Origin of the sequence: Thermus albus, assembly GCF_022760855.1 — a bacterium.
In the GTDB taxonomy this organism is placed as follows: domain Bacteria; phylum Deinococcota; class Deinococci; order Deinococcales; family Thermaceae; genus Thermus; species Thermus albus.
Genome location: NZ_JAKTNR010000004.1, coordinates 41,245 through 65,862, shown reverse-complemented (window position 1 = coordinate 65,862; position 24,618 = coordinate 41,245). Strand labels below are relative to the sequence as shown.

17 protein-coding genes are annotated in these 24,618 nt (G+C 64.4%); 9 read left to right on the top strand and 8 right to left on the bottom strand.

Translation table 11 applies throughout. The features are described 5' to 3' along the window. Positions 1–8 precede the first annotated feature (8 nt). The 3 genes from L0D18_RS05595 (at position 9) to L0D18_RS05585 (ending at position 3,329) form a co-directional block, all read left to right on the top strand. Entirely contained in the window at positions 9–485 is a 477-nt protein-coding gene (locus tag L0D18_RS05595) for a phosphohydrolase (protein WP_243027899.1), read from the top strand. 73 nt (positions 486–558) lie between these two features. Continuing rightward, positions 559–2,412, top strand: a complete 1,854-nt coding sequence (locus L0D18_RS05590; RefSeq protein WP_243027897.1) for a 2-oxoacid:acceptor oxidoreductase subunit alpha — start codon at positions 559–561, stop codon at positions 2,410–2,412. Positions 2,413–2,414: 2 nt separating this feature from the next. Beyond that, entirely contained in the window at positions 2,415–3,329 is a 915-nt protein-coding gene (locus L0D18_RS05585) for a 2-oxoacid:ferredoxin oxidoreductase subunit beta (protein ID WP_243027895.1), read from the top strand. On the opposite strand, the gene L0D18_RS05580 is transcribed toward L0D18_RS05585, so the two are convergent. Next, complete coding sequence (locus L0D18_RS05580; RefSeq protein ID WP_243027894.1) at positions 3,326–3,886, bottom strand: 5-formyltetrahydrofolate cyclo-ligase; 561 nt, start codon at positions 3,884–3,886, stop codon at positions 3,326–3,328. The two genes, L0D18_RS05585 and L0D18_RS05580, sit on opposite strands and share 4 nt — an antisense overlap. 170 nt (positions 3,887–4,056) lie before the next feature. Here L0D18_RS05580 and dnaE point away from each other — a divergent pair, with 170 nt between their 5' ends. Next, complete coding sequence (gene dnaE / locus L0D18_RS05575) at positions 4,057–7,800, top strand: DNA polymerase III subunit alpha (RefSeq protein WP_243027892.1); 3,744 nt, start codon at positions 4,057–4,059, stop codon at positions 7,798–7,800. 80 nt (positions 7,801–7,880) lie between these two features. Here dnaE and groL read toward each other — a convergent pair whose 3' ends face one another. The 7 genes from groL to L0D18_RS05540 all read right to left on the bottom strand — a co-directional run bounded on the left by groL (position 7,881) and on the right by L0D18_RS05540 (position 16,216). Continuing rightward, positions 7,881–9,512 carry a chaperonin GroEL gene (gene groL / locus L0D18_RS05570; protein ID WP_243027891.1) on the bottom strand — a complete coding sequence of 544 codons (1,632 nt, stop codon included), beginning with the start codon at positions 9,510–9,512 and terminating at the stop codon, positions 7,881–7,883. 10 nt (positions 9,513–9,522) lie between these two features. After that, on the bottom strand, positions 9,523–9,828 hold the full coding sequence (gene groES, locus L0D18_RS05565) for a co-chaperone GroES (RefSeq protein WP_243027890.1): 306 nt from the start codon (positions 9,826–9,828) through the stop codon (positions 9,523–9,525). A gap of 97 nt (positions 9,829–9,925) precedes the next feature. Next, on the bottom strand, positions 9,926–11,002 hold the full coding sequence (locus L0D18_RS05560; protein WP_243027889.1) for a DUF58 domain-containing protein: 1,077 nt from the start codon (positions 11,000–11,002) through the stop codon (positions 9,926–9,928). A 19-nt stretch (positions 11,003–11,021) separates the two neighbouring features. Continuing rightward, complete coding sequence (locus tag L0D18_RS05555) at positions 11,022–11,936, bottom strand: AAA family ATPase (RefSeq protein ID WP_243027888.1); 915 nt, start codon at positions 11,934–11,936, stop codon at positions 11,022–11,024. Then, positions 11,888–13,210, bottom strand: a complete 1,323-nt coding sequence (locus tag L0D18_RS05550; protein WP_243027887.1) for a DUF4129 domain-containing protein — start codon at positions 13,208–13,210, stop codon at positions 11,888–11,890. Before L0D18_RS05550 ends, L0D18_RS05555 begins: the two co-directional genes overlap by 49 nt. Continuing rightward, positions 13,207–13,980 (bottom strand): TrmH family RNA methyltransferase, encoded by a 774-nt coding sequence (locus tag L0D18_RS05545; protein WP_243027886.1) that lies wholly within the window; start codon positions 13,978–13,980, stop codon positions 13,207–13,209. The genes L0D18_RS05550 and L0D18_RS05545 overlap by 4 nt, the downstream gene beginning before the upstream one ends. Further along, a complete protein-coding gene (locus L0D18_RS05540; protein ID WP_243027885.1) occupies positions 13,958–16,216 on the bottom strand; it encodes a GNAT family N-acetyltransferase in 2,259 nt (752 codons plus the stop codon). The genes L0D18_RS05545 and L0D18_RS05540 overlap by 23 nt, the downstream gene beginning before the upstream one ends. A gap of 90 nt (positions 16,217–16,306) precedes the next feature. On the opposite strand from L0D18_RS05540, the gene L0D18_RS05535 reads away from it, so the two are divergent. From L0D18_RS05535 to ctaD, 5 genes are all read left to right on the top strand, one after another. Beyond that, positions 16,307–17,572: a glucose-6-phosphate isomerase gene (locus tag L0D18_RS05535; RefSeq protein WP_243027884.1), complete on the top strand. Its 1,266-nt coding sequence runs from the start codon at positions 16,307–16,309 to the stop codon at positions 17,570–17,572. Positions 17,573–17,624: 52 nt separating this feature from the next. Continuing rightward, positions 17,625–19,214, top strand: a complete 1,590-nt coding sequence (gene pckA, locus L0D18_RS05530; protein ID WP_243027882.1) for a phosphoenolpyruvate carboxykinase (ATP) — start codon at positions 17,625–17,627, stop codon at positions 19,212–19,214. Positions 19,215–19,379: 165 nt separating this feature from the next. Continuing rightward, the gene (locus L0D18_RS05525) at positions 19,380–21,203 is read left to right on the top strand and encodes a heme o synthase (protein WP_243027880.1); all 1,824 of its coding nucleotides are present in this window, start codon (positions 19,380–19,382) and stop codon (positions 21,201–21,203) included. Positions 21,204–21,215: 12 nt separating this feature from the next. Then, positions 21,216–22,229, top strand: a complete 1,014-nt coding sequence (gene coxB, locus L0D18_RS05520; RefSeq protein WP_243027878.1) for a cytochrome c oxidase subunit II — start codon at positions 21,216–21,218, stop codon at positions 22,227–22,229. Between the two features lie 12 nt (positions 22,230–22,241). Next, complete coding sequence (gene ctaD, locus L0D18_RS05515; protein WP_243027877.1) at positions 22,242–24,617, top strand: cytochrome c oxidase subunit I; 2,376 nt, start codon at positions 22,242–22,244, stop codon at positions 24,615–24,617. The last annotated feature ends 1 nt before the right edge of the window (position 24,618 follow it).

The window sequence follows — 24,618 nt, the reverse complement described above, 5'->3', positions numbered from 1 at the left end:
CTTACCGGGTGGGCTTTTACGGTTTTCGGAAGAGGCTCCGGCGCCTTTGGCAGGCCTTCTTTCCCCAAGAGAAGGGGTTGGACGATGCCTTTGCCCTGGCCTTTTTGCAGGGGGAGGAGCGCACCCTGTACCTGGCCATGGACCCCCGGGATAGGGCCCATGCGGTGCGGGTGGCCAAAAGGCTCCTTAAGGATTACCCCGACGCCCCTGCCTTTGTCATTCGCGCGGCGCTCCTTCACGATGCGGGAAAGGCCTTGAGGCCCTATAGCCCCTGGGAGCGCATCCTTACCGGGCTTTATGCTCCTCCCGTACCGCCCTACCCCTTGCAGGAGGGGTTTTGGGGCGCCTTCCAGGTGCGCCGCCACCACCCCCTGTACGCGGCGGAGCGCATCCGGGATCCCCAGGTGCGGGCCCTGGTTCTGGAGCACCACCGCCCGCAAAGCCTCTGGGGCCGGAGACTCCACCAGGCGGACCAGGAGGAGTAGCCCCCTTTGGGCGAATGCCCCTAGCCAAATCCCACCCTTAAGGAGTAGGGTATCAAAGAGCGAAGGAGGGCTTATGGAAGAGTTCACCTGGCGCGTGGGCGGCCCCCAAGGGGGCGGGATAGAGACGGCGGCCACCCTCTTCGCCCGGGCCGTGGCCAAGGGCGGTTGGTGGGTGGCCACCAAGCGGGAGTACCACTCCAACATCATGGGGCGGCACTCCTATTTGGACGTGCGGCTAGGGCGAAAACCGGTGGGGGCCTTCCGAGAGAAGGTGGACATGCTGGTGGCCCTGGATGGGGAGACCCTGGCCCGGCACCTGGACGAGGTCCGGCCTGAAGGGGTCCTCCTCTACGATCCCCGGGTCCTGGAGCTCACGGTGCACAAGCTGCCCATGTTGGACCACCGGGTGGCGGATGGCCTCTCGGAGCGCTTTGGCAAGCTGGATCCCAGCCTGAAGGACATTCTAAAGGCCTATGTGGAGGCTGGGGTACAGCCCCTCCCTTACCCCTTTGAGGAGGTGGCGGACCGGATCGGGGCGGAACTGGGTGTTCCCTCCCTCCAGGCCCGCCGCACCCTGAACACCATTGCGGTGGCAGCAAGCCTCCACCTCTTGGGCTTTCCCCTAGACCCCCTGCTGGAGGCCCTGGCCCTCCAGTTTAGGGGCAAGGTGTTGGAGTTAAACCAACGGGTGGCCCAGGCGGTCTACCGGGAGGAAATGCCCAAGCTTTCCTTCCAGCTCCACCTGAACGGCTACGAGCCGGGCCGGGTCTACCTTACCGGGGCCCAGGCGGCGGCCTTGGGCAAGCTGGCGGGCGGGCTTCGCTTCCAGACCTACTACCCCATAAGCCCCGCCACCGACGAGTCCACCTACCTCGAGGCCCACACCGCCTTTACCGGGGCGGACGTGGCCGTGGTCCAGACCGAGGACGAGATCGCCGCGGTGACCATGGCCGTGGGGGCCGCCCTCACCGGGGCCAAGGCGGCCACCGCCACCAGCGGGCCCGGCTTCAGCCTCATGGCCGAGGGGATGGGGTTTGCCGGCATGATCGAGGCCCCCTTGGTGGTAACCCTCTACCAGCGGGGTGGGCCCAGCACCGGCCTTCCCACCCGCACCGAGCAGGGGGACTTGATGTTCGCCATCCGGGGTGGGCATGGGGAGTATCCCAGGATGGTCTTGGCTTCCGGGGACATCCAGGACGCCTTCCTGGATGCGCAAAAGGCCCTGGCCTGGGCCTGGCGCTACCAGACGGTGGTGGTGCACCTGGTGGACAAGTTCCTGGCCTCCATGGCCCAAAGCCTTCCCAAAGAGGCCCTAAGGGTGCTTTCCCTGGACGGGGAAAAGCGCCTTGGGCCCAGGCAAGAGGGCTTTGGCCCCTATGAGCGGTATGGGCCATCGGAAGACGGGATTTCCCCCTTCATCCCCATCGGTACCCCCGGGGGCTTTTACTGGATGACCTCGGACGAGCACGACCCCGTAGGCCACATCACCGAGGACGTGGTCCTGCGGGAATACCAGATGGAAAAGCGCATGCGGAAGCTGGAGACTGCCCTCAAGGAGATTCCTTTAGAGGACCAGTACACCCTCTTTCGGGACGGGGAGGTCCTGGTCCTGGGCTGGGGCACGGTGAAGGGCACCTTGTTGGAGGCCTTGGACCACGTTCCTGGGGTGGGCTACCTGCACCTAAGGCTCCTTTGGCCCTTCCCGGAGATCGGCTCCCTTCTGGAGGGTAAGCGGATCGTCACGGTGGAGCACAACTACTCGGGGCAGCTGGCGGACCTGGTACAGCAGGAAACCCTTAAGCGGGTGCACCACCGGGTGGTGAAGTACAACGGCCGCCCCATCACCCTGGACGAGGCGGTGGAGGCCTTGAAGCAGGTGCTCGCGGGCAAGGCCCCTGGGCGCCTGGTGCTCAGGAAAGGAGTTTAGCCATGCTGGAGCTTAAGCTGGCGGATTATAAGGCGGAAAAGCAACCGGACTGGTGCCCGGGTTGCGGGGACTACGGCATCCTCTCCGCCCTGCAGATGGCCCTTTTTGAGCTGAAGCGGGATCCTCCCCAGACGGCCATCTTCTCGGGGATCGGCTGCTCGGCCAAAACCCCGCACTACCTGAACGTCTATGGGGTCCATACCCTCCACGGCCGCGTTCTCCCCGTGGCCCAGGGGGCCAAGCTGGCCAACCCCCACCTCACCGTGGTGGCGGTGGGGGGGGATGGGGACGGTTTGGGGATTGGGGCGGGGCACTTCGTGGCCGCCGGCCGCCGCAACGTGGACATGCTCTATATCCTCTACGACAACGAGGTCTACGGCCTGACCAAAGGGCAGGCGGGCCCCACCCTGGGCCTAGGGGAGAAGACCAAAAGCCTGCCCAAGCCCAACCCCCAGGGGCGCATCAACCCCCTCCTCCTGGCCTTTGCCTCCGGGTACACCTGGATCGCCCGTGGCTACGCCTACGATGTCAAGGGCCTGAAAGAGCTCATAAAGGAAGGTCTCAACCATCAGGGCCTGGCCTTCCTCCACGTGCTCCAGCCATGCCCCACCTACAACGACCTCCACACCAAGGAGTGGTTTGCCCCCAGGCTGTATAGGCTCCAGGATGATGGGTATGACCCTTATGTCCCAGAGGGCTTGCCTCCTGAGGAGTTAGACAAAAAGATGGCCAAGTTTCAGGAGAAGGCGGGAGAGTGGGGGGAGAGGATTCCCATAGGGGTTTTTTGGAAGGCGGAGGTGCCCACCTTTGAGGAGCGCCTTAAGGCCTATCTCCCCCGCTACCCCGAGGTCTACCCCGCCTTGGGCCAGCGGGAGCCTTTGGACCTCGAGGGCCTTCTTAAGGAGTTTGCCCTCTAGGGGCGGATGAGCCGCGCCGGGGTGGCGATGAGGTCCACCCGGCGCTCGGGTTCCACGGGAAGCTTGGGGTAGACCATGAGGGCGTGGGCTAGGGTGGCGAAGGGGGCATCCACCCTAAGCCAAGCCTGGGGAAAGCCGTAGCCCTTGCCCACCCAGCCCCCTTCCTCGTCCACGGCCACGGCGCCGATGAGGACCAGGTCTATGGGTTGGCCCTCGAGGCTGGCCTTTGCCCCATAGCGGTAGGCCTCCCGCACCCTCTTCAGCTTCCTGGGGTCCAGGCTCTTGAGGAGCAAGAACTCCCCTGGCCGGTCGGGATGGGGGAGGAGGAGGGCCTTCCCCGCCTTTAGGGCCGCTTCCCTTAAGGGTTTTAAGACCGCATCCATCCCCGCCAGGATGAGCCTGGCCCTCTGGAACTCGGGGGTAGCTTGGAGGCGCTCCGCCGCCTTCCTGGCCCCCAGGAAGTTGGGATGGTGGCCGTGGGGGGGTGTGGGGTGGAGGGCCAGGTCGTAGCGGGCCAGGGTGTTCCAGACTTCTTCCCTGAGTTGGCCTAGGGTCATGGGGTTTTAGGCTCAGGGGCAGGGTCCATGGGCGACAGCCCCGCCCTTTCCCTGGGGAGGGGATGGGTTCCTTGGGGTGGCCTGGGATCCAAAACCCTGGATGGCGTGGGGGAGGACGGGGGCATCTTCCACTAGACCACTATACCCAGGTCCCGGGTAGACTGGACCCCATGGGCCGCCTTAAGTTCGCCCACCTGCACCAGCACACCCAGTTTTCCCTCCTGGATGGGGCGGCGAAGCTTTCCGACCTCCTCAAGTGGGTGAAGGAGGTCTCCCCCGAGGACCCCGCCTTGGCCATGACCGACCACGGCAACCTCTTCGGGGCGGTGGAGTTTTACAAGAAGGCCACCGCCATGGGGATCAAACCCATCATCGGCTATGAGGCCTACGTGGCGGCGGAAAGCCGCTTTGACCGCAAAAGGGGGAAGGGCTTGGACGGAGGCTATTTCCACCTCACCCTTCTGGCCAAGGACTTCAAAGGTTACCAGAACCTGGTGCGCCTGGCCAGCCGGGCCTATCTGGAGGGCTTCTACGAGAAGCCCCGCATAGACCGGGAGATTCTTCGGGAGCATTCGGAGGGGCTTATTGCCCTCTCCGGTTGCCTGGGGGCGGAAATCCCCCAGTTCATCCTGCAAGACCGCCTGGACCTGGCCGAGGCCCGGCTGAACGAGTACCTCGCCATCTTCGGCGACCGCTTTTTCCTTGAGATCCAGAACCACGGCCTTCCTGAGCAAAGGAAGGTGAACCAGGTCCTCAAGGAGTTTGCCCGGAAGTACGGCCTGGGGATGGTGGCCACCAACGACGGCCACTACGTGCGCAAGGAGGACGCCCGGGCCCACGAGGTGCTTCTGGCCATTCAGTCCAAAAGCACCCTGGATGACCCCGAGCGCTGGCGCTTCCCCTGCGACGAGTTTTACGTGAAAACTCCGGAGGAGATGCGGGCCATGCTCCCCGAGGAGGAATGGGGGGATGAGCCTTTTGACAACACCGTGGAGATCGCCCGCATGTGCAACGTGGACCTGCCCATCGGGGACAAGATGGTCTACCGCATCCCCCGTTTTCCCCTTCCCCAGGGCTGGACCGGTGCTTTGCCCGCAGGGCAAACAGATTTGCGTAAGCAAGGTGCTTTGCCTGCAGGGCAAACAGATTTGCGTAAGCAAGAGGCCCAGTACCTGCGGGAGCTCACCTTTAAGGGGCTTCTTTTCCGCTATCCAGACCGCATCACCGAGGGGTTCTACCGGGAGATTTTCCGCCTTTTGGGCCGCATCCCCCCTCACGGGGACGGGGAGGCCTTGGCGGAGGCCCTGGCCCAGGTGGAAGGGGAGGCGTGGGAAGCCCTTCGCGCCCAGCTGCCCCCTTTAGAGGGGGTGCGGGAGTGGACGGCGGAAGCCATTCTGCACCGGGCCCTTTACGAGCTTTCCGTGATTGAGCGTATGGGGTTCCCCGGCTACTTCCTCATCGTCCAGGACTACATTAACTGGGCCAAGCGAAACGGGATTTCCGTGGGGCCGGGCCGGGGAAGCGCCGCCGGGAGCCTGGTGGCCTATGCGGTGGGGATCACCAACATTGACCCCTTGCGCTTTGGCCTCCTCTTTGAGCGCTTTCTGAACCCCGAGCGGGTCTCCATGCCGGACATTGACACGGACTTTTCCGACCGGGAGCGGGACCGGGTCATCCAGTACGTGCGCGGGCGCTACGGGGAGGACAAGGTGGCCCAGATCGGCACCTTCGGCAGCCTGGCCTCCAAGGCGGCCCTCAAGGACGTGGCCCGGGTCTACGGCATCCCCCACAAGAAGGCGGAGGAGCTGGCCAAGCTGATCCCCGTGCAGTTCGGCAAGCCCAAGCCCCTGGCCGAGGCCATAGAGCTGGTGCCGGAGCTGAGGGCGGAGATGGAGAAAGACCCCAAGGTGCGGGAGGTCATAGAGGTGGCCATGCGCCTGGAGGGCCTAAACCGCCATGCCTCCGTGCACGCCGCTGGGGTGGTGATCGCCCAGGAGCCCCTCACGGACCTGGTCCCCCTCATGCGGGACCAGGAGGGGCGGCCCGTGACCCAGTACGAGATGGGGGCGGTGGAGGCCTTGGGGCTTTTAAAGATGGACTTCCTGGGCCTGCGTACCCTCACCTTCCTGGATGAGGCCAAGAAGATCGTGAGGGAGTCCAAGGGGGTGGAGCTGGACTATGACCGCCTGCCCCTGGACGATCCCAAGACCTTCGCCCTCTTGGCCCGGGGGGAGACCAAGGGGGTTTTCCAGCTGGAATCGGGGGGCATGACCGCCACGGTGCGGGGGCTTAAGCCCCGGCGCCTGGAGGACATCATCGCCCTGGTCTCCCTCTACCGCCCAGGGCCCATGGAGCACATCCCCACCTACATCCGCCGCCACCATGGCCAGGAGCCCGTGAGCTACGCGGAGTTCCCCCATGCGGAAAAGTACCTAAGGCCTATCCTGGAGGAGACCTACGGCATCCCCGTCTACCAGGAGCAGATCATGCAGATCGCCTCCCAGGTGGCCGGCTACTCCCTGGGGGAGGCGGACCTCCTGCGCCGGGCCATGGGCAAGAAGAAGGTGGAGGAGATGCAAAGGCACCGGGAGCGCTTCGTGCGGGGGGCCAAGGAACGGGGCGTCCCCGAGGAGGAGGCCAACCGGCTTTTTGACATGCTGGAGGCCTTTGCCAACTACGGCTTCAACAAGTCCCACGCTGCCGCCTACAGCCTCCTTTCCTACCAGACCGCCTACGTGAAGGCCCATTACCCGGTGGAGTTCATGGCCGCCCTCCTCAGCGTGGAACGGCACGATTCTGACAAGGTGGCGGAGTACATCCGCGACGCCCGGGCCATGGGGATTGCGGTCCTCCCCCCCGACATCAACCGCTCGGGCTTTGACTTCAAGGTGGTGGGGGAGGAGATCCTCTTTGGCCTTTCCGCGGTGAAGAACGTGGGGGAGGGGGCGGCCCAGGCCATCCTGACGGAGAGGGAGCGGGGTGGCCCCTTTAAGAGCCTAGGGGATTTTCTAAAGCGCCTGGACGAGAAGGTGGTGAACAAGCGCACCCTCGAGTCCCTCATCAAGGCGGGGGCTTTTGACGCCTTTGGGGATAGGGCGAGGCTTCTCGCCTCCTTAGAACCCCTCCTTCGCTGGGCGGCGGAGGGTCAAAGGCGAACCCGTTCGGGCATGCTGGGTCTTTTTGCCGAGGCCGAGGAGCCTCCCTTGCTGGAGGCTCCGCCTTTGGACGAGATCACCCGGCTCCGCTACGAGAAGGAGGCCTTGGGCATCTATGTCTCCGGCCACCCTGTGCTCCGCTATCCGGGGCTGAGGGAGGTGGCCAGCTGCCCCTTGGAGGAGCTAGCCGATTTCATCCAGGGCCTTCCCCCAAGGGCCAGGGTACTCCTTGCGGGCATGGTGGAGGAGGTGGTGCGCAAGCCCACCCGTAGCGGGGGGATGATGGCCCGCTTCACCCTTTCCGACGAGACCGGGGCCCTGGAGGCGGTGGCCTTCGGCCGGGCCTACGAGGGGGTTTCCCCCAAGCTCAAGGAGGACACCCCCCTTCTGGTCCTGGCGGAGGTGGAACGGGAGGAGGGGGGGCTTAGGGTGATGGCCCAGGCTGCCTGGACCCATGAGGAGGTGGCCGAGGCCCCCAAGGCCCTGGAGGTGGAGGTGGACCACGCCCTTTTGGATGAAGGGGGCGTGACCTTGCTTAAAAGCCTTTGGGATGAGCACCCCGGGAACCTCCCCCTCTACCTGAGGGTCCAGGGTCCCTTTGGGGAGGCCATCCTTTCCTTGCGGGAAGCCCGGGTGGGGGGAGGGGTTCTGGAGGCCCTCGAGGCGGAAGGCTTCCGCGCCTACCTGGTGCCGGACCGGGAGGCCTTCTTGCAGGGGAATGGCGGGGCTAGCCCCAAGGAGGAGGTGGTGCCCTTTTAAAAAGGAGGCTGGGCCTAGGCCCAGCCTCACTTGCCCCGTTGCTGGGGCCCCCAACCTGGCTTCGCCAGGTGGGGGTGGCTTTAGAAGTCCATGTCGCCGCCGCCTGCGGGAGCGGGGGTGGACTCCTTCTTCTCGGGCTTCTCCGCCACCACCGCCTCGGTGGTAAGGATGAGGGAGCCGATGGAGGAAGCGTTCTGCAGGGCGGAGCGGGTCACCTTGGCGGGGTCCACGATGCCCGCCTCCACCATGTCCACGAACTCCCCGGTGGCAGCGTTAAAGCCCAGGCGCAGGTTCTGGGTCTCGGAGAGGATGCGCTGCACCACCACCGAGCCCTCGTAGCCAGCGTTTTCCGCGATCTGGCGGGCGGGCTCCTCCAGGGCCCGGCGCACGATCTTGGCCCCGGTGGCCTCATCCCCCTCCAGCTTCTTGAGGAGCTCGTCCACGGCGCTGATGGCCCTGAGGAGGGTTACGCCACCGCCCGGGACGATCCCTTCCTCCACCGCGGCCCGGGTGGCGGAGAGGGCGTCCTCAAAGCGGTGCTTCTTCTCCTTGAGCTCGGTCTCGGTGGCCGCTCCCACCCGGATCACCGCCACGCCTCCCGCCAGCTTGGCCAGGCGCTCCTGGAGCTTCTCCTTGGCGTACTCGCTGTCGGTGGTCTCCAGCTCCTTCTTGATGCCGTTGATGCGGGCCTCGATGTCCTCCTTCTTGCCCTTGCCCCCCACGATGGTGGTCTCGTCCTTGGTGATCCGCACCCGCTCGGCCCGGCCCAGCATGGAGAGGGTGGCGTTCTCCAGCTTGAAGCCCAGCTCCTCGCTGATCACGGTGCCCCCCGTGACCGCGGCGATGTCCTTGAGCATCTCCTTGCGGCGATCACCGAAGCCGGGGGCCTTCACCGCGGCCACGTTCAGGGTGCCCCGGAGCTTGTTGACCACCAGGGTGGCCAAGGCCTCGCCCTCCACGTCCTCGGCGATCAGGAGGAGGGGCTTGCCCGTCTGGGCCACCTGCTCCAGGATGGGGAGGAGCTCCCGCACGTTGGACACCTTCTTCTCCACGATGAGGATGAAGGCGTCCTCGAGGACCGCCTCCATGGCCTCGGGGTTGGTGACGAAGTAGGGGGAGATGTACCCCTTGTCGAACTGGTACCCCTCCACGAACTTCAGTTCGGTGTCCAGGCTCTTGGACTCCTCAACGGTGATGATCCCCTCCTTTCCCACCTTCTCCATGGCGTCGGCAATCAGCTTGCCCACGTCGGGGTCGTTGGCGGAGATGGTGGCCACCTCCTCGATGGCCTTGCGGTCCTCCACGGGGATGGCCAGGGAGCGGATCTTCTCCACCGCCGCCTCCACCGCCTTCTCAATGCCCCGCTTGAGGGCCAAGGGGTTGGCGCCGGCGGCCACGTTCTTAAGGCCCTCCCGCACGATGGCTTGGGCCAAGACGGTGGCGGTGGTGGTACCGTCACCGGCCACGTCGTTGGTCTTGGAGGCCACCTCCTTGAGGAGCTGGGCCCCGATGTTCTCCAGGTGGTTTTCCAGCTCGATCTCCTTGGCCACCGTCACCCCGTCCTTGGTGATGGTGGGGGAGCCGAACTTCTTCTCCAGGACCACGTTCCGGCCCCGGGGGCCAAGGGTCACCTTCACCGCATCGGCCACGGCGTTCACGCCGCGCTCCAAAGCCCTGCGGGCTGCCTCGTCAAACACTAGGACCTTCGCCATACCTCACCTCCTATTGCAAGACCGCCAAAAGGTCGCGCTCGGAGAGGATCACGTACTCCTCGCCGTCAATCTCAATCTCGGTGCCGCCGTACTTGGCGAAGACCACGATGTCCCCCTCCTTGACCTCCAGGGGCACCTTCTGCCCGTTCTCCAAGATGCGGCCCGAGCCCACCGCGATCACCTTGCCCTTCTGGGGCTTCTCCTTGGCGGTGTCGGGGAGCACGATGCCGCCTTTGGTCTTAGGCTCCTCTTCAATCCGCTTCACCACAACCCTGTCGCCTAGGGGCTTGATCACCGTCTTCACCTCCGCAGCCATATTCACTCCCCCCTTTGACGCTCAAAGGCCGAGAGTGTCAAACCAAGGGTTATTATTTTGGCCCCGCGTCCTTTTGTCAAGGGGGTTGAGGGGAGTCTTATAAGGCAAGGGTCTGGTGGCCCCGCACCACCCGGAGGCTTATCCCATGGGCCAGGAGAAGGTCCTTCATGGCCAGGGCCCGGGCCAGGCCTGGGGTCTTGCCAAAGGCTACCCGGCCCTTTTCACCCGGGTAGAGGAAGTATCCCTCGGGAAGCAGAAGAAGGACTCCCTGCCGGGCCTGGGCGGCTCCCCTTAGGGTTGCCTCCAGGAAGGATTCCTCCGCCCCCTGGCTGATGAGGAAGTAGGTGCTCCCGAAAGGGGCCTTGGGGGGAAGGGAGGGGCCTGGGGTGGATTGCAAGCGGGCTAGGAGCGAGAGGGCCCTTACCAGGTGGGCCTTTCCCCGCCCTAAGGGGAGGACCTCTCCTGCGGAAAGGCCGTATTGGGCTCCTTTCTTTTCCGCCAGCAGGAGGAGCCAGGCGGCGAGGCTGGTGGCGTGGTCCAGGTAGGCGGGGTGGAGGCTTTGGGTGTCCAGGTGGAGGAAGAGGCCTCCCAGAAGGCTTTTTTCCACCTCCCGTACAAAGGGATGACCCTGCCGGAGGCTTGCCTGCTTGGCCAGAAAACGCAAGGGGTCCCCCGCTTGGTAAGGGCGGAGGCCCTTGGCCTCCAGGGGATCCGGCAGGCCAAAGGGCTCGGGCCTGCCCTCCAGGAAGAAGCTGGGGGCGGGCTCAAAAGGCGGCAGGGGGCGCAGGGAAGGATAGACCAAGGCCTTTCCCACCTCGAGGCTTACAAGCCTTTCCCCCAGGCCCAAAGGGCTTCTCAGGAGGAGGGTGAGGCCCAAAGGGTATTCCCCCCGCCGGCGGTAGCGGTAAGGGAGGGGAAGCGGTAGCCGCATCCTTCCCCAGACCACCCCAGAGAGGCTCTGGGGTTTGAGGCCCAGGGGAGCCGAGGGCAGTGTTTCCAGATGCACGTAGAGGGGTAGGGGGGCCCAGACCTCCACCTCCACCTGCCCCTCTCCCTCCTGGCCGGGGAAACCTGGGGCCAGGCCGTGGGCTTTGACCCGGACCTGGGCGAACCAGGGCGCTCGCCAAAGGGCTAGGAGGAGGGCCAAGGAGAGGAGAGCCAAGACCGCTTCCACAAAGCCCCTTCCTCCATCCCTAGGCCCTTTCCACCGGGGTGGGTACCACCTTAAGGGCCTCGACCACCAGCCCTTCCGAGCTGGCTCCGGCTAGCTCCGCCTCCAGCTTTAGAAGGAGGCGGTGGGGGATGGCGGCCCGGAAAGCCTCCTTGATGTCCTCGGGCACGGCAAAGCCTCGCCCCTGCAAAAGGGCCAGGGCCTGGGCCAGGCGCTCCACCTGTAAGAGGGCTCTAGGGGAGGGGCCAAGCCGCACCTCCTCCCGGCTTCTAAGCCAGGTGGATAGGGCCAGAAGGTAGTCCAGCAGTTCCTCCGCCACCTTTACCCGGCGCACCTCCTGTCGCAGGGCCAAGAGTTCCTCCCCCTGGGTAACGGCCTCCAGGCCCTCCAGGGGGTCCTTTTCCTTGAGGGCCAGGAGAAGGGCTTTCTCATCGGGATAGCCCAGGGAAAGCCGGGCGGTGAACCGGTCCCGCTGGGCTACGGGGAGAGGGTAGGTGCCCTCCTCCTCCACGGGGTTTTGCGTGGCCAGGACAAAAAAAGGCTCGGGCAAGGGGTGGGTTTTCCCTTCCAGGGTCACTTGGCCTTCCCCCATGGCCTCGAGGAGGGCGGACTGGGTCCTGGGGGTGGCCCGGTTGAGCTCGTCCACCAAAAGGACCTGGGTAAAGATGGGACCCTTCTGCCACACCAGGTTCCCCTCCCGGTAGAGGTAGACCCCGGTGAGGTCCTGGGGCAGGAGGTCTGGCGTCATCTGGATGCGGCTAAAGGAAAGCCCCAGGACCCGGGCCAAGGCCTTGGCGAAGGTGGTCTTGCCGGTGCCGGGTACATCCTCCAGGAGGAGGTGGCCCCCGGAGAGAAGGGTGGCCAGGGAGAGCCTTAGGGTCTCCTCTTTCAGGAGGACCCGGCCCGAAAGGGCCCTTTGGATGCGGGTGAGGAACATAGCCTAAGGATATCCGCCAAGAGGGTTTCCGCCCTTTCCGCTTCCTCCTCTCCGGCTTCTCCCCCGTAGCGCACGGGCAGGTAAAGCCTGGTGAGGCCGTCCAAGGGTTCCCTCAACCCGGGAAGAAGGGGGGAAACTCTCCCCAGATACTCCAAGGGCCCCTCGGAGGCCATGCGGGGGAGACCGCTTTTCTTGAGGGCCTTCAGGGCCTGATAATAGGCCCGCCGCACCCGGTTTTGGGGGTGCGTTTCTTTAAAGGACCGGGGAACTTGAGGTTCAAAGCTCCGGTCGGTTTCCTGCCCTCCCCTTTCCCGGTGGCGCCAGACCAGGAAGGCCAGGAGGGAAAGGAGGCCCAGGGTCACGAGGGCGGAAAGCCCCGCCAGGGCCACCCCCACCTCCCCCAGCCTCCTGGGCCCCGGTACGGCTTCCTTTGGACCGCTTTCCTGGGGAGGGACGGGCGTGGAGGCCGACGGGGTGCTTCCCGGCACGCTCTCCCCACCTCCCAGGCTGCCCAGGTAGAGGAGGAAGAGGCCCGCTGCCAAAAGGGCCAGCACCAGGGGCAAAAGGTGCATCCCCCGGTAGGGAAGCCTTTCCCCCCGGCCCAGAAGGGGTAGCAGGGCTAAGAGGATGAGGAGGAGGGCTAGGGGTCCTGCGTAGGCCAGGGCCCGGTTCAGAAAGGCCACCCAGGGGAAAAAGCCTTCCCTAGGAGCCTGGTAGACCACCTCCTCCCCGGGCTGGGGTCTGGTTTCCGGGGAAGCGTGGAGGCTAAGGGAGGGTGGGGTGGGTAGGGGAAGGGCAGGGAGGCGCAGGGGGAGGAAGGCCAGGCCTGCCAGCAGGAGGCCCAGGATCCCCGGAACCCAGAGGGCGGAAGAAGGGCTCCAGAACCGCTCCCCCTTTTCCTGGGCGCGCCGATGGGCCTCCTCGAGGAGGCTAAACCCGTGCAAGAGCCCTAGAAGGAAAAGGCCAAGGGGACCTAGCCAAAGGGCTGGGGGAAGGAGAAAGAGGCTGGAAAGGGGCCGAGCCTTGGTGGCCAGGAAAAGGCCGTAGAGGAGGAGAAGCCCAGACGTCAGGGCCCATCCCTGGAGCCAGGAGGGGAACGGGGAGGCAAGGGCGTGGAGAAGGCCAGGGAGGAAGGCCCCCCACAGAAAGGCTCCCCCATAAAACCTCTTGGCTAGGTGGAGGAGGAAGACGCCCACGGCCAAAGGAGGGGTCCAGAGGGGTAGGAGGGCCAGAAGCCCTAGGCCCAGGAAGGGGGTAAGGGGAACGGGCTTCATCCCCCCTCCCGCTGGCGCAGGGCCTCGTAGAGGAGGAGGGCGGCGCTCACGGAAACGTTGAGGCTATCCGCCGCCCCCCGCATGGGGATGCGCACCCGAACCCCCGCCCGGGCAAGCCAAGCCTGGGAAAGGCCTTCGTCCTCGGCGCCCAGCAGGAAGGCCACGCCTTTTTTGTAGTTCTCTTCCCAGTACACCTTTTCCCCTCTGGGGGTGGCCGCCACCAGGAAGAGCCCTTTTTCCTCCAGGAAATGGGCCACTTCCTCCTCGGCCACGGGAAAGACGGGCAAGGAGAAGACCACCCCGGTGGAGTTCCGGATCACCTGGGGGCTATAGAGGTCCACCCCTTCCGCCACCAGGACCAGGTCTACCCCCGCCCCATCCGCCGAGCGCAGGATGGCCCCCAGGTTGCCGGGCTTTTCCAGGCCCAAGAGGACCAGGACCAGGGGATTTTGCGGGAGCCTTGCCTCCTCGAGGGTCCTTCGGGACAGGCGGAAGACCCCGATGACGGGCGAGGGATTTTCCCTTACGGAAACCCGCTCCATAGCCTCTTGGGAGAACTCCAGAACAGGGGCTTGGCCCGCCAGGGCCCGGTCTTCCGGGGTGGCCTTGGGGCCGAGGAGGAGGGTTTCCAAGCGGAGGCCGGCCCTAAGGGCTCTTTCCACCTCCCGCCGGCCCTCCACCAGGAAAAGGCCAGCCCGCTCCCGCTCCTTTCGTTCCTTCAGGGCGGCTAGGGCCTTCACCTTGGGGTTAGCGGGGCTTTGGATGCGCATGGGGGTCTCCTGAAAGGCGGATGGCAAAGCGGGCGATGGAGGGGCCGGAAAGCTCCAAGGACACCTCCTCTACCTGGGGGAACTCCTCCAGGAGGCGGGAAAGGCGAAGGAGGATTTCCTGGTAGGGGGTAGGGTCTACCTGGTCCCCCAGGGGTCGGGTGAGCTCCCGGGCATCCTTTTCCGTGAGGGGGGAGAGCCTTTCCCCCAAGGCTAGCTCTCCCAGAGGAGTGGGCAGGAGCAGGGCGAGAACGGGGCCGAAGAGGGGGTGGGGCTTGGCGGTGAGCCTGAGAAAAAGGCCTTCTCCTTGCCCCACGGGAAGGCCAAAGCAGCGGAGGAGGGCCTCTTCCTCCTCGCGCCGTAGCTCCTTCTTGCCCTCCAAAAGCCTTCTTGCCTCCTCCAGGTGCAAATCCGCGAAGTCGGGGAAGTGGAGGGGTTCTTCCCGCCAGGCCTTGTAGGCCCAGGCCCGGCTCAAGGCGATGGCCGCCGATTCGGGAAAGCGGTAGAGGGCCACCCGGCCCATAACCCTTGCCCGCACCCCGGGGGAGCCCATCACGCAGCTCAGGAGGAGCTTGTTTCCTTCCACCCCTTCCAAAAGAGCCAGGAACTCCTCCTCGCTGGCAAAGCCCATGGGTACGAAGAGGAGGAACACGCTTCCCGCCTCGCTTTCCATGGCTTCTTCCAGGGCGCGGGCAAACTCCTTCGCCTTGGCGGTGGAGCCCAGGTCCACGTGTTCCGCGGCAAGCCCCCCTTCCCGTAGGGCCTCGAGGGCCAGGTTGGAGGGACCGGAGGCGTTGGAGATGAGGCGGACCCGGTTGTTCTCCGGAAGCTGTCCCAGGGCCAGGAGGGCGGCCACGTCAAAGGCTTCCTCCAGGCTGTTGGCCCGGATCACCCCGGCCTGGGCGAAGAGGGCCCGCACCAAAGGGTCCCGGGAGGGGTGCACCGCCAGGATGGGTTTTTTCTTGCCGATCCTCCGGGCTAAGCGGGAGAAGCGCCTGGGGTTGCCGAAGCTTTCCAGGTAGAGGAGGATCACCCGGGTCCTCTCGTCCTCCTCCCAGAACTGCAGGAGGTCGTTGGAGGAGATGTCCGCCTTGGCTCCTAAGGAAACGAAGGAGGAGATGCCCAGCCCCATGCCCTCCGCATAGGCCATCACCGCCCGGCCCAGGGTCCCCGACTGGCTGGAGATGGCCAGGGGTCCAGGTTTGGGGAGGGGAGCCAGGCCCGCCGCCAGGCGGACCTCAGGGTGGGTGTGGACCATACCCAAGGAGCCAGGCCCCAGGAGGCGCATCCCATGGCGCCGGGCCTTGTCGGCCAGTTCCCTGGCTTCTTTTTCCGTAAAGCCGGTGGTGAGGACGATGGCCGCCCGCACCCCCCGCCTTCCTGAGGCCTCGAGGGCCTCAAAGACCCGCTCCTTGGGCACGGCGATCACCGCCAGGTCCACGGGGCCGGGGATGCTTTCCACCCGGGGGTAGGCGAGAAGGGGCCCCACCGTGCCCCCCTCCTTGCCGATGGCCTCGTTCACCGGGTAGACGGGCCCTTGGAAGCGGCCAAAGATGAGGTTTTCCAGCACCCGGTAGCCGATGCCTTCCGGGTCCCGGCTCGCCCCCACCACCGCCACCCCCTTGGGGAAGAAGAGGGGGTGGAGGCTAGCCAAGGTGGAGACCTTCTCCCGCCACTCAAAGCGCTCCGCCACCCGTTCCTCCAGGAGGATCTCAAACTCCACCTCAATCTCGCCGCTATCCCGGTGGGCCCGCACCTGGAAGCCGCTTTCCATGAAAACGTTGAGCATCTTCTGGTTCTCCGCCAGGACGAAGGCCTGAAACCGCCTTACCCCCCGCTTAGCGGCGATCAGGGCCAGGCGTTCCAGAAGGAGGGTGCCCAGGCCCTTGCCCTGGAAGGCATCATCCACCAGAAAGGCCACCTCGGCGGTGTCCTCCCCTTTAAGGCGCACGTACTCCCCCGTGGCCACCATCCGGGGAGGCTCCCCCGCCAGGACCACAAGGGTCACCTTTTCCTCCTCGGGCTTGGCGGCAAGGAGGAGCTCGGCGGCTTTCTCCGGGGAGATGGGAGAGAAGAAGCGCATGCGCAAGGACTCCGGGGACAGGCGCCTCAGGAACTCTACAAATAGGGGGAGGTCCTTGGGGCTTGCCCGCCTTAGAAAGGCGGTGCGCCCGTCCTTAAGGAGGACGGGGCCCTCCTCGAGGCCGTACTGGGGCGTGGGTGGGGGCACGTAGCCCATGCCTTTAGCCTACTCCCCATAGCCTGGGGGTTATTCCTTTTCCCGCCCAACCAGGTGGCCTTTCCTCTGGATTCCCGGTAGCATGGGGCCATGCTCAGGTTGGATACCCGCTTCCTTCCCCGTTTCCCCGAGGACCTAAGGGCCCATGCCCCCACCCTCCTAGGGGCCCAGGAGGCCCTTTTGGCCAAGCGGAAGGACCCCAGCCAGATGCTGGGCTGGATAGACCTTCCCGAGGACACGGAAACCTTAAGGAGTATCCGCCGCTACCGCGAGGCCAACCCTTGGGTGGAGGACTTTGTCCTTCTGGGCATCGGGGGGAGCGCCCTGGGGCCTAAGGCCCTGGAGACCGCCTTCAACGAAAGCGGGGTGCGCTTCCACTACGTGGACCACGTGGAGCCGGAGCCCGTGCTCCGGATCCTTCGGGGCCTGGACCCCCGGAAGACCCTGGTGAATGCGGTTTCCAAGTCGGGAGCTACCGCGGAAACCCTGGCCGCCCTCCTCCTCTTCCTCAACTGGCTTCGGGAAAACCTGGGGGAGGACTGGCGGCGGCACCTGGTCCTCACCACTGACCCCAAGCGGGGGGCGCTACGGGCTTTGGCGGAAAGGGAGGGTCTTGTGGCCTTCTCCATCCCCGAGAACGTGGGGGGGCGCTACTCGGTGCTTTCCCCGGTGGGCCTCCTCCCCTTGGCCTTCGCCGGGATGGACCTGGAGGCCCTCCTCATGGGGGCCAGGAAGGCCAATGAGGTGGCCCTGGCTCCCCTGGAGGAGAACCTTCCCCTGCAGACCGCCCTCCTGCAGCACCTCCACCGCCAGCTGCCCATCACCGTCTTCATGGTGTATTCCGAGCGACTCCGATACCTTCCCGCCTGGTTTGTCCAGCTCCACGATGAGTCCTTGGGCAAGCGGGACGGGGAGGGCAACCGGGTGGGCACCACCGCGGTGCCCGCCTTGGGCCCTCAGGACCAGCACGCCCAGGTGCAGCTCTTCCGGGAAGGCCCCCTGGACAAGCTCATCGTTTTGGTGGTGCCGGAAAGGGCCACGGAGGACCTCACCCTGCCCCGGGTGGAAGGCCTCGAGGAGGAGGCGGGTTACCTCTTTGGCAAAGGCCTGTTCCAGCTTCTAAGGGCCGAGGCCGAGGCCACCTACCAGGCCTTGGCGGAAGCGGGGCAAAAGGTGTACACCCTTTACCTTTCCGAGATCTCTCCTTACACGGTGGGTTGGCTGCTTCAACACCTCATGTGGCAGACCGCTTTTCTAGGGGAGCTTTGGGGGGTCAACGCTTTTGACCAGCCGGGGGTGGAGCTGGGCAAACGGCTTACCTTCGCTCTCCTGGGGCGCCCGGGCTACGAGCCGTAGGCCTGGAAGCGTGGAAATAAGTGTATGATGCCCTAGGCATAAGGGGGTTGCTATGGACCGACTGGAGCCTTTGGGCATCAAACCGAGGAAACAGGTTTTTTGGAACACGGTTTCCCCCATCCTGGTGGAACACACCCTGGCCCGGGGGGAGGGGTTTTTGGCCCACAAGGGGTCCTTGGTGGTGGACACCACCCCCTACACGGGGAGAAGTCCCAAGGACAAGTTCGTGGTGCGGGAGCCTGGGGTAGAGGAGGAGATCTGGTGGGGCGAGGTGAACCAGCCCTTCGCCCCAGAGGCCTTCCAGGCCCTCTTGGAGAGGGTGGCTGCCCACCTTTCCGACCGGGACCTTTATGTCCAAGACCTTTATGCCGGGGCCGACAAGCGTTTCCGCTTGGCGGTAAGGGTGGTGACGGAAAGCCCCTGGCACGCCCTCTTTGCCCGCAACATGTTCATCCTCCCGCGCCGCTTCCCCGAGGACGACGAGGTGGAGCCCTTCGCTCCCGGCTTTACCGTGGTCCACGCCCCCTACTTCCTGGCTGACCCCGGGCGGGACGGTACCCGGAGCGAGGTCTTCGTGGGCATCAGCTTCCAGAGGAAGCTGGTGCTCATCGTGGGTACCAAGTACGCCGGGGAAATCAAGAAGAGCATCTTCACTGTGATGAACTACCTCATGCCCAAGCAAGGGGTCTTCCCCATGCACGCCTCGGCCAACGTGGGGCAGGGAGGGGATGTGGCCATCTTCTTCGGCCTTTCCGGGACGGGAAAGACCACCCTTTCCACCGACCCGGAAAGGCCTTTGATCGGGGACGACGAGCACGGCTGGAGCGGGGAGGGGGTATTCAACTTTGAGGGAGGGTGCTACGCCAAGGTCATTCGCCTTTCCCGGGAACACGAGCCCCTTATCTATAAAGCCTCCAACCAGTTTGAGGCCATTCTGGAGAACGTGGTGGTGAACCCGGAAAGCCGCCGGGTGGAGTGGGATGACGATACCAAGACCGAGAACACCCGGGCCTCTTACCCCCTTGCCCACCTGGAAAACGTGGTGGACTCGGGTATGGCGGGCCATCCCAAGGCCATCTTCTTCCTCTCCGCGGATGCCTATGGGGTTCTACCTCCCATCGCTCGGCTCTCTCCGGAACAGGCCATGTACTACTTCCTTTCCGGCTACACCGCCCGGGTGGCGGGGACGGAAAGGGGGATCACCGAGCCCAAGGCCACCTTTTCCGCCTGCTTTGGGGCGCCCTTTTTGCCCCTTCATCCGGGGGTTTACGCCAAGATGCTAGGGGAAAAGATCAAAAAGCATGGGCCCAGGGTGTACCTGGTGAACACCGGCTGGACCGGGGGACCTTACGGGGTGGGCCGGCGCTTCCCCTTGCCCGTGACCCGGGCCCTTCTGCAGGCGGCCTTGACTGAGGCCCTCGAGGGGGTCCCTTACCGCCAGGACCCCGTCTTCGGCTTTGAGGTGCCCATGGAGGTGCCCGGGGTACCAAAGGAGCTTTTGGACCCGAGGGAAACCTGGGCCGACAAGGAGGCCTATGACCGCCAGGCCAGGAAGCTGGCCACACTTTTCCAGGAAAACTTCCGTAAATACGCCGACGGGGTAGAGGAGGCGGTGCTCCAGGCGGGGCCGAGGGTGGGATAGAGGCGAGTCTGCAAGGCTGGGCTTAGGGGCCAACCCCTTGCCAAATAGGGCCGGGGGGTCTTAGGCTCCTAGGTGGCAGGTAATGGAAGGGACAAATGTACTTCACCCCCCGGCCGGGTCTTCTGGCAGAATGGTAAGCGTTACCGTCTGGGGGACGGGTTCGCCATGAGCCAAGCCTGGTTTAGCCGTTACGCCTGGGGAGTCTTGGGGTGGAACATCCTGGTGGCCCTCTGGGGGGCTTACGTGCGGGCCACGGGGTCGGGGGCGGGGTGCGGCTCCCACTGGCCCACCTGCAACGGGGAGATCATCCCCAGAAGCCCCCAGGTGGAGACCCTCATTGAGTTCGCTCACCGGGCCACCTCGGGCCTGGCGTTCCTTTCCGTGCTCCTTTTGGCGGGGCTGGCTTTTCGCCTTTTCCCCAAGGGCCATCCCGTGCGCTTCGGGGCCGGACTTTCCCTCCTCTTCATGATCACCGAAAGCCTGGTGGGGGCTTCCTTGGTCCTCTTCGGCTGGACGGCCCACAACGTGAGCGCGGCCCGGGCCGTGGTGCAGATGGTGCACCTGGCCAACACCTACTTCCTCTTGGCCTCCTTGGCCTTAACCGCCTGGTGGGCTTCTGGCGGTGCTCCTTTACGGGTAAGGGGCCAGGGGGCTGTGGGCATAGCCCTCTTCCTCGGGCTCATGGCCTTGCTCTTTTTGGGGATGAGCGGGGCGGTTACCGCCTTGGGCGACCTGCTCTTCCCCGTTAGGAATACCCTCGAGGCCCTGGAGCGCTCCTTAACTCCCGGTGAGCACTTCCTGGTGCGCCTTAGGGTCCTTCACCCCCTCATTGCTGTGAGTGTGGGCCTGTATGTGGTCTTCGCCGGCTACCTGGTAGCCCACCTAAGGCCTTCTTCCCATACCCGCCGCTTGGCCCACGCCCTTGCCTACCTTTACGGGGCGCAGCTTTTGGCCGGGCTGATAAACGTATGGCTTAAGGCCCCGGTCTGGATGCAGATCCTGCACCTTCTCCTGGCCTACGCCGTCTGGATTCTCTTTGTTCTCCTCTCGGCTGCAGCCCTGGCCAAAGGAACCAGGCGGGTGGAACTGGGGGAGGGCGCGGGGGGCGGACAGGTGCACCGGGGTACCGGGGGGGCCACCTGGAAGGATTACCTGGCCCTCACCAAGCCCCGGGTCATCAGCCTTCTCCTCTTCACCACCCTGGTGGCCATGCTCATGGCCGCCAAGGGCTGGCCGGGGACGGGGCTTTTTCTGGTGGTGGCCTTGGGCGGGTACATGATGGCGGGAGCCGCCAACGCCATCAACATGGTGGTGGACCGGGATATAGATGCCCGCATGCGCCGCACGGCCAAAAGGCCCACGGTCACCCAGCGGATCTCCAGTAGGGATGCCCTCCTTTTTGCCTTTGGCTTAGCCACCCTCTCCTTCTTGCTCCTCTGGTGGGGGGCGAACCTCCTCACGGCCACCCTGGCCCTCATGGGCCTTATCTGGTACGTGCTGGTCTACACCCTTTATCTCAAGCGGCGCACTTGGCACAACATCGTCATCGGCGGGGCGGCAGGGGCCTTTCCTCCTCTGGTGGGCTGGGCGGCGGTGACCGGGGACCTTAGCCTCTTTGCCTGGTACCTCTTCGCCCTCATCTTCTTCTGGACCCCCGTGCACTTTTGGGCCCTGGCCCTCATGATCCAGGAGGATTACCGGGCTGTGGGCGTGCCCATGCTCCCCGTGGTGTTGGGGGAGCGGGTTACGGTGATGCAGATCGCCCTTTATGCGGTGCTTACTGCCTTGATCTCCCTTATGCCCCTTCTTCTTGGCGAGCTGGGCCTTTTGTACCTGTTCTTCAGCCTCGCACTTAACGGTTTGCTTATCCTTAAGAGCCTTGCCCTCTACCGCCAGCCCGAGCGGAGGACGGCGGTTTCGCTGTATAAATACTCCATGCTCTACCTGGCCCTCTTGTTCGTGGCCATGGCGGTGGACCGGGTGCTTTAGGGAGGGAAGCGGATGAAAAGAGTGGCTGTGGCGTTCAGTCTTCTAGGTTTGGCCCTGGCCCAGGAGGCTCACCGGGTGGGGATCACCCATCCTTTCTCCCCTTTCAACCGGGAGACCAACTTCCTCCTGGTCTGGGTCTTGATCTTCGCCATCCTTGTCTTTGGGGTGGTGGCAGGGGCTTTGGCCTACGTGACGTGGAGGTTCCGGGCTAGGCCGGGGCAACAGGGGGAGCCCCCCCAGGTTCATGGCAACGACCGCCTCGAGGTCATCTGGACGGTGATCCCAGTGCTCATCGTATTTGTGTTATTCGGCCTGACCGCCCGTAGCCTTATCCAGGTGAACCAGCTTCCTCCCGGAGGCTTGAAGGTGGAGGTGACCGGCCACCAGTTCTGGTGGGATTTCAACTACCCCGAGCTGGGTTTCCGTAACTCCAACGAGCTCATCCTTCCCGCAGGGGTCCCTGTGGTGCTGGAGATCACCTCCAAGGACGTGATCCATTCCTTCTGGGTGCCGGGACTTGCGGGCAAAAGAGACGCCATTCCGGGACAAAAGACCCTTCTTTCCTTTACACCCGAAAAACCCGGAAATTACTACGGCTTCTGCGCAGAGCTCTGTGGTCCCAGCCACTCTCGCATGCTCTTCCGGGCCATCGTTCTGCCCAAGGAGGAGTTTGACCGGTTGGTGGAGGCGGCGAAGAACTATGCCCCCCCTGTGGCCGATGCCCGGGGCCAGGCGGTCTTCCAGCAAAACTGCATGGCCTGCCACGATGTACAAGGGAAGATGCCTCCCGCGGTTATCGGACCAGAACTGGGCTTCTTGGGCAACCGGGTGAGTTTGGCGGCAGGCATCGTGGATTATACCCCTGACCACTTGAAGGCCTGGATCAAGGACCCCGCTTCCATGAAACCGGGGGTGAAGATGCCGGGCTTCCCGCAGCTCTCCGAAGAGGATTTAAACGCGTTGGTGCGTTACTTGAATGGGCTTAAGGTGGAAGGGTTTGACTTTAAGGGGCTTCCCAAGTTCTAAGGAGGTAGGGAAATGGCCATCGCGACCAAGCCAAAAGCCGGTTTTTGGGCAACCCTTTGGGATCTCCTCACCACGGTAGACCATAAGAAGATTGGGCTTCTCTACACCGCCACCGCCTTCTTTGCCTTTGCCTTGGCGGGAGTCTTCTCCTTGCTTATCCGGGCGCAGCTGGCGGTGCCCAACAACCACTTGCTTACCGGGGAGCAGTACAACCAGGTCCTCACCCTGCACGGGGCCACCATGCTGTTTTTCTTCATCATCCAAGCCGGCCTCACGGGTTTTGGCAACTTCGTGGTGCCCCTCATGCTGGGGGCTAGGGACGTGGCCCTGCCCCGGGTCAACGCCTTCAGCTACTGGGCCTTCTTGGGGGCCGTCATCCTGGCCCTCATGAGTTTCCTTTTCCCTGGGGGCGCACCCAGCGTGGGCTGGACCTTCTACTACCCCTTCTCCGTACAGTCGGGTAGCGGGGTGAGCTTTTACATGGTGGCCATTCTCCTCTTGGGCTTTTCCAGCCTCTTGGGCAACGCCAACTTTATTGCCACCATCTACAACCTCAGGGCCCAGGGGATGAGCATGTGGAAGATGCCCATGTACGTTTGGAGCGTCTTCGCCGCCAGTGTCCTCAACCTCTTTAGCCTGGCGGGGCTCACCTCGGCCACCCTCCTCGTCCTGTTGGACCGCAAGATTGGGCTTTCCTGGTTCAACCCTGATATCGGGGGGGACCCGGTTCTCTTCCAGCAGTTCTTCTGGTTCTACTCCCACCCCACGGTTTACGTGATGCTTCTCCCCTACCTGGGGATTTTGGCGGAGGTGGCCTCCACCTTTGCCCGTAAGCCCCTTTTCGGTTACAAGCAGATGGTCTGGGCCCAGATGGGCATCGTGGTCTTGGGCACCATGGTCTGGGCCCACCACATGTTCACCGTGGGGGAGTCCACCGTTTTCCAGATCGCCTTCGCCTTCTTTACGGCTCTCATTGCCGTGCCCACGGGGGTGAAGCTCTTTAACCTCATCGGCACCCTTTGGGGCGGGCATTTGCAGATGAAGACGCCCCTGCTTTGGGTCTTGGGCTTCATCTTCAACTTCCTCCTGGGGGGCATCACCGGGGTTATGCTCTCCATGACTCCCCTGGACTACCACTTCCAAGACTCCTACTTCGTGGTGGCCCACTTCCATAACGTGCTCATGGCGGGGTCCGGTTTTGGGGCCTTCGCCGGGCTTTACTACTGGTGGCCCAAGATGACGGGCCGCATGTACGACGAGCGCCTGGGGCGGCTCCATTTCTGGCTTTTCCTGGTGGGCTACCTGTTGGTCTTCTTGCCCCAGTACGCCCTGGGCTTCCTGGGCATGCCCCGGCGGTACTACACCTACAACGCCGACATCGCTGGCTGGCCTGAGCTAAACTTCATCTCCACCGTGGGGGCCTTCATCCTGGGCTTGGGTGGCCTGGTCTGGATCTACGCCATGTGGAAGAGCCTGCGCTCCAGGGAGAAGGCGTCCGACAACCCCTGGGGCGGCTACACCCTGGAGTGGCTCACCACCTCCCCGCCCAAGGCCCACAACTTTGACGTGGCCTTGCCCAAGGACTTCCCCTCGGAAAAGCCCCTTTACGACTGGGCTAAGAAGGGGGTGGAGCTGAAGCCGGAAGATCCCAGCCATATCCACCTGCCCAACAACTCCTTCTGGCCCTTCTACTCCGCGGCCACCCTCTTCGCCTTCTTCGTCTCCGTGGCGGCGTTGCCGGTGCCCAACACCTGGATGTGGGTCTTCCTGGCCCTTTTCGCCTATGGCCTTATCCGCTGGGCCCTCGAGGACGAGTACAGCCACCCGGTGGAGCACCACACCCTTTCCGGTAAGTCCAATGCCTGGATGGGGATGGCCTGGTTCATCGTCTCCGAAGTGGGCCTCTTCGCCATCCTCATCGCCGGCTACCTCTACCTCCGCCTCACGGGCGCGGCCGTACCCCCAGAGGAGCGGCCGGCCTTGGGACTTGCCCTCCTTAACACCTTCTTCCTGGTGAGCTCCTCCTTCACCGTGCACTTTGCCCACCACGACCTAAGGCGGGGCCGGTTCAGCCCCTTCCGCTTTGGCCTTCTCGTGACCATCATCCTGGGGGTCCTCTTCTTCCTGGTGCAGTCCTACGAGTTCTACCAGTTCTACCACCACTCCAGTTGGCAGGAGAAGCTCTGGACCGCCACCTTCTTCACCATCGTGGGCCTCCACGGCCTGCACGTGGTGATCGGGGGCTTTGGCCTCATCCTGGCCTACCTGCAGGCCCTAAGGGGCAAGATTAGCCAGCACCACCACGGCACCCTCGAGGCGGCCAGCATGTACTGGCACCTGGTGGACGCGGTCTGGCTCTTCATCGTCACCCTTTTCTACGTCTGGTAAG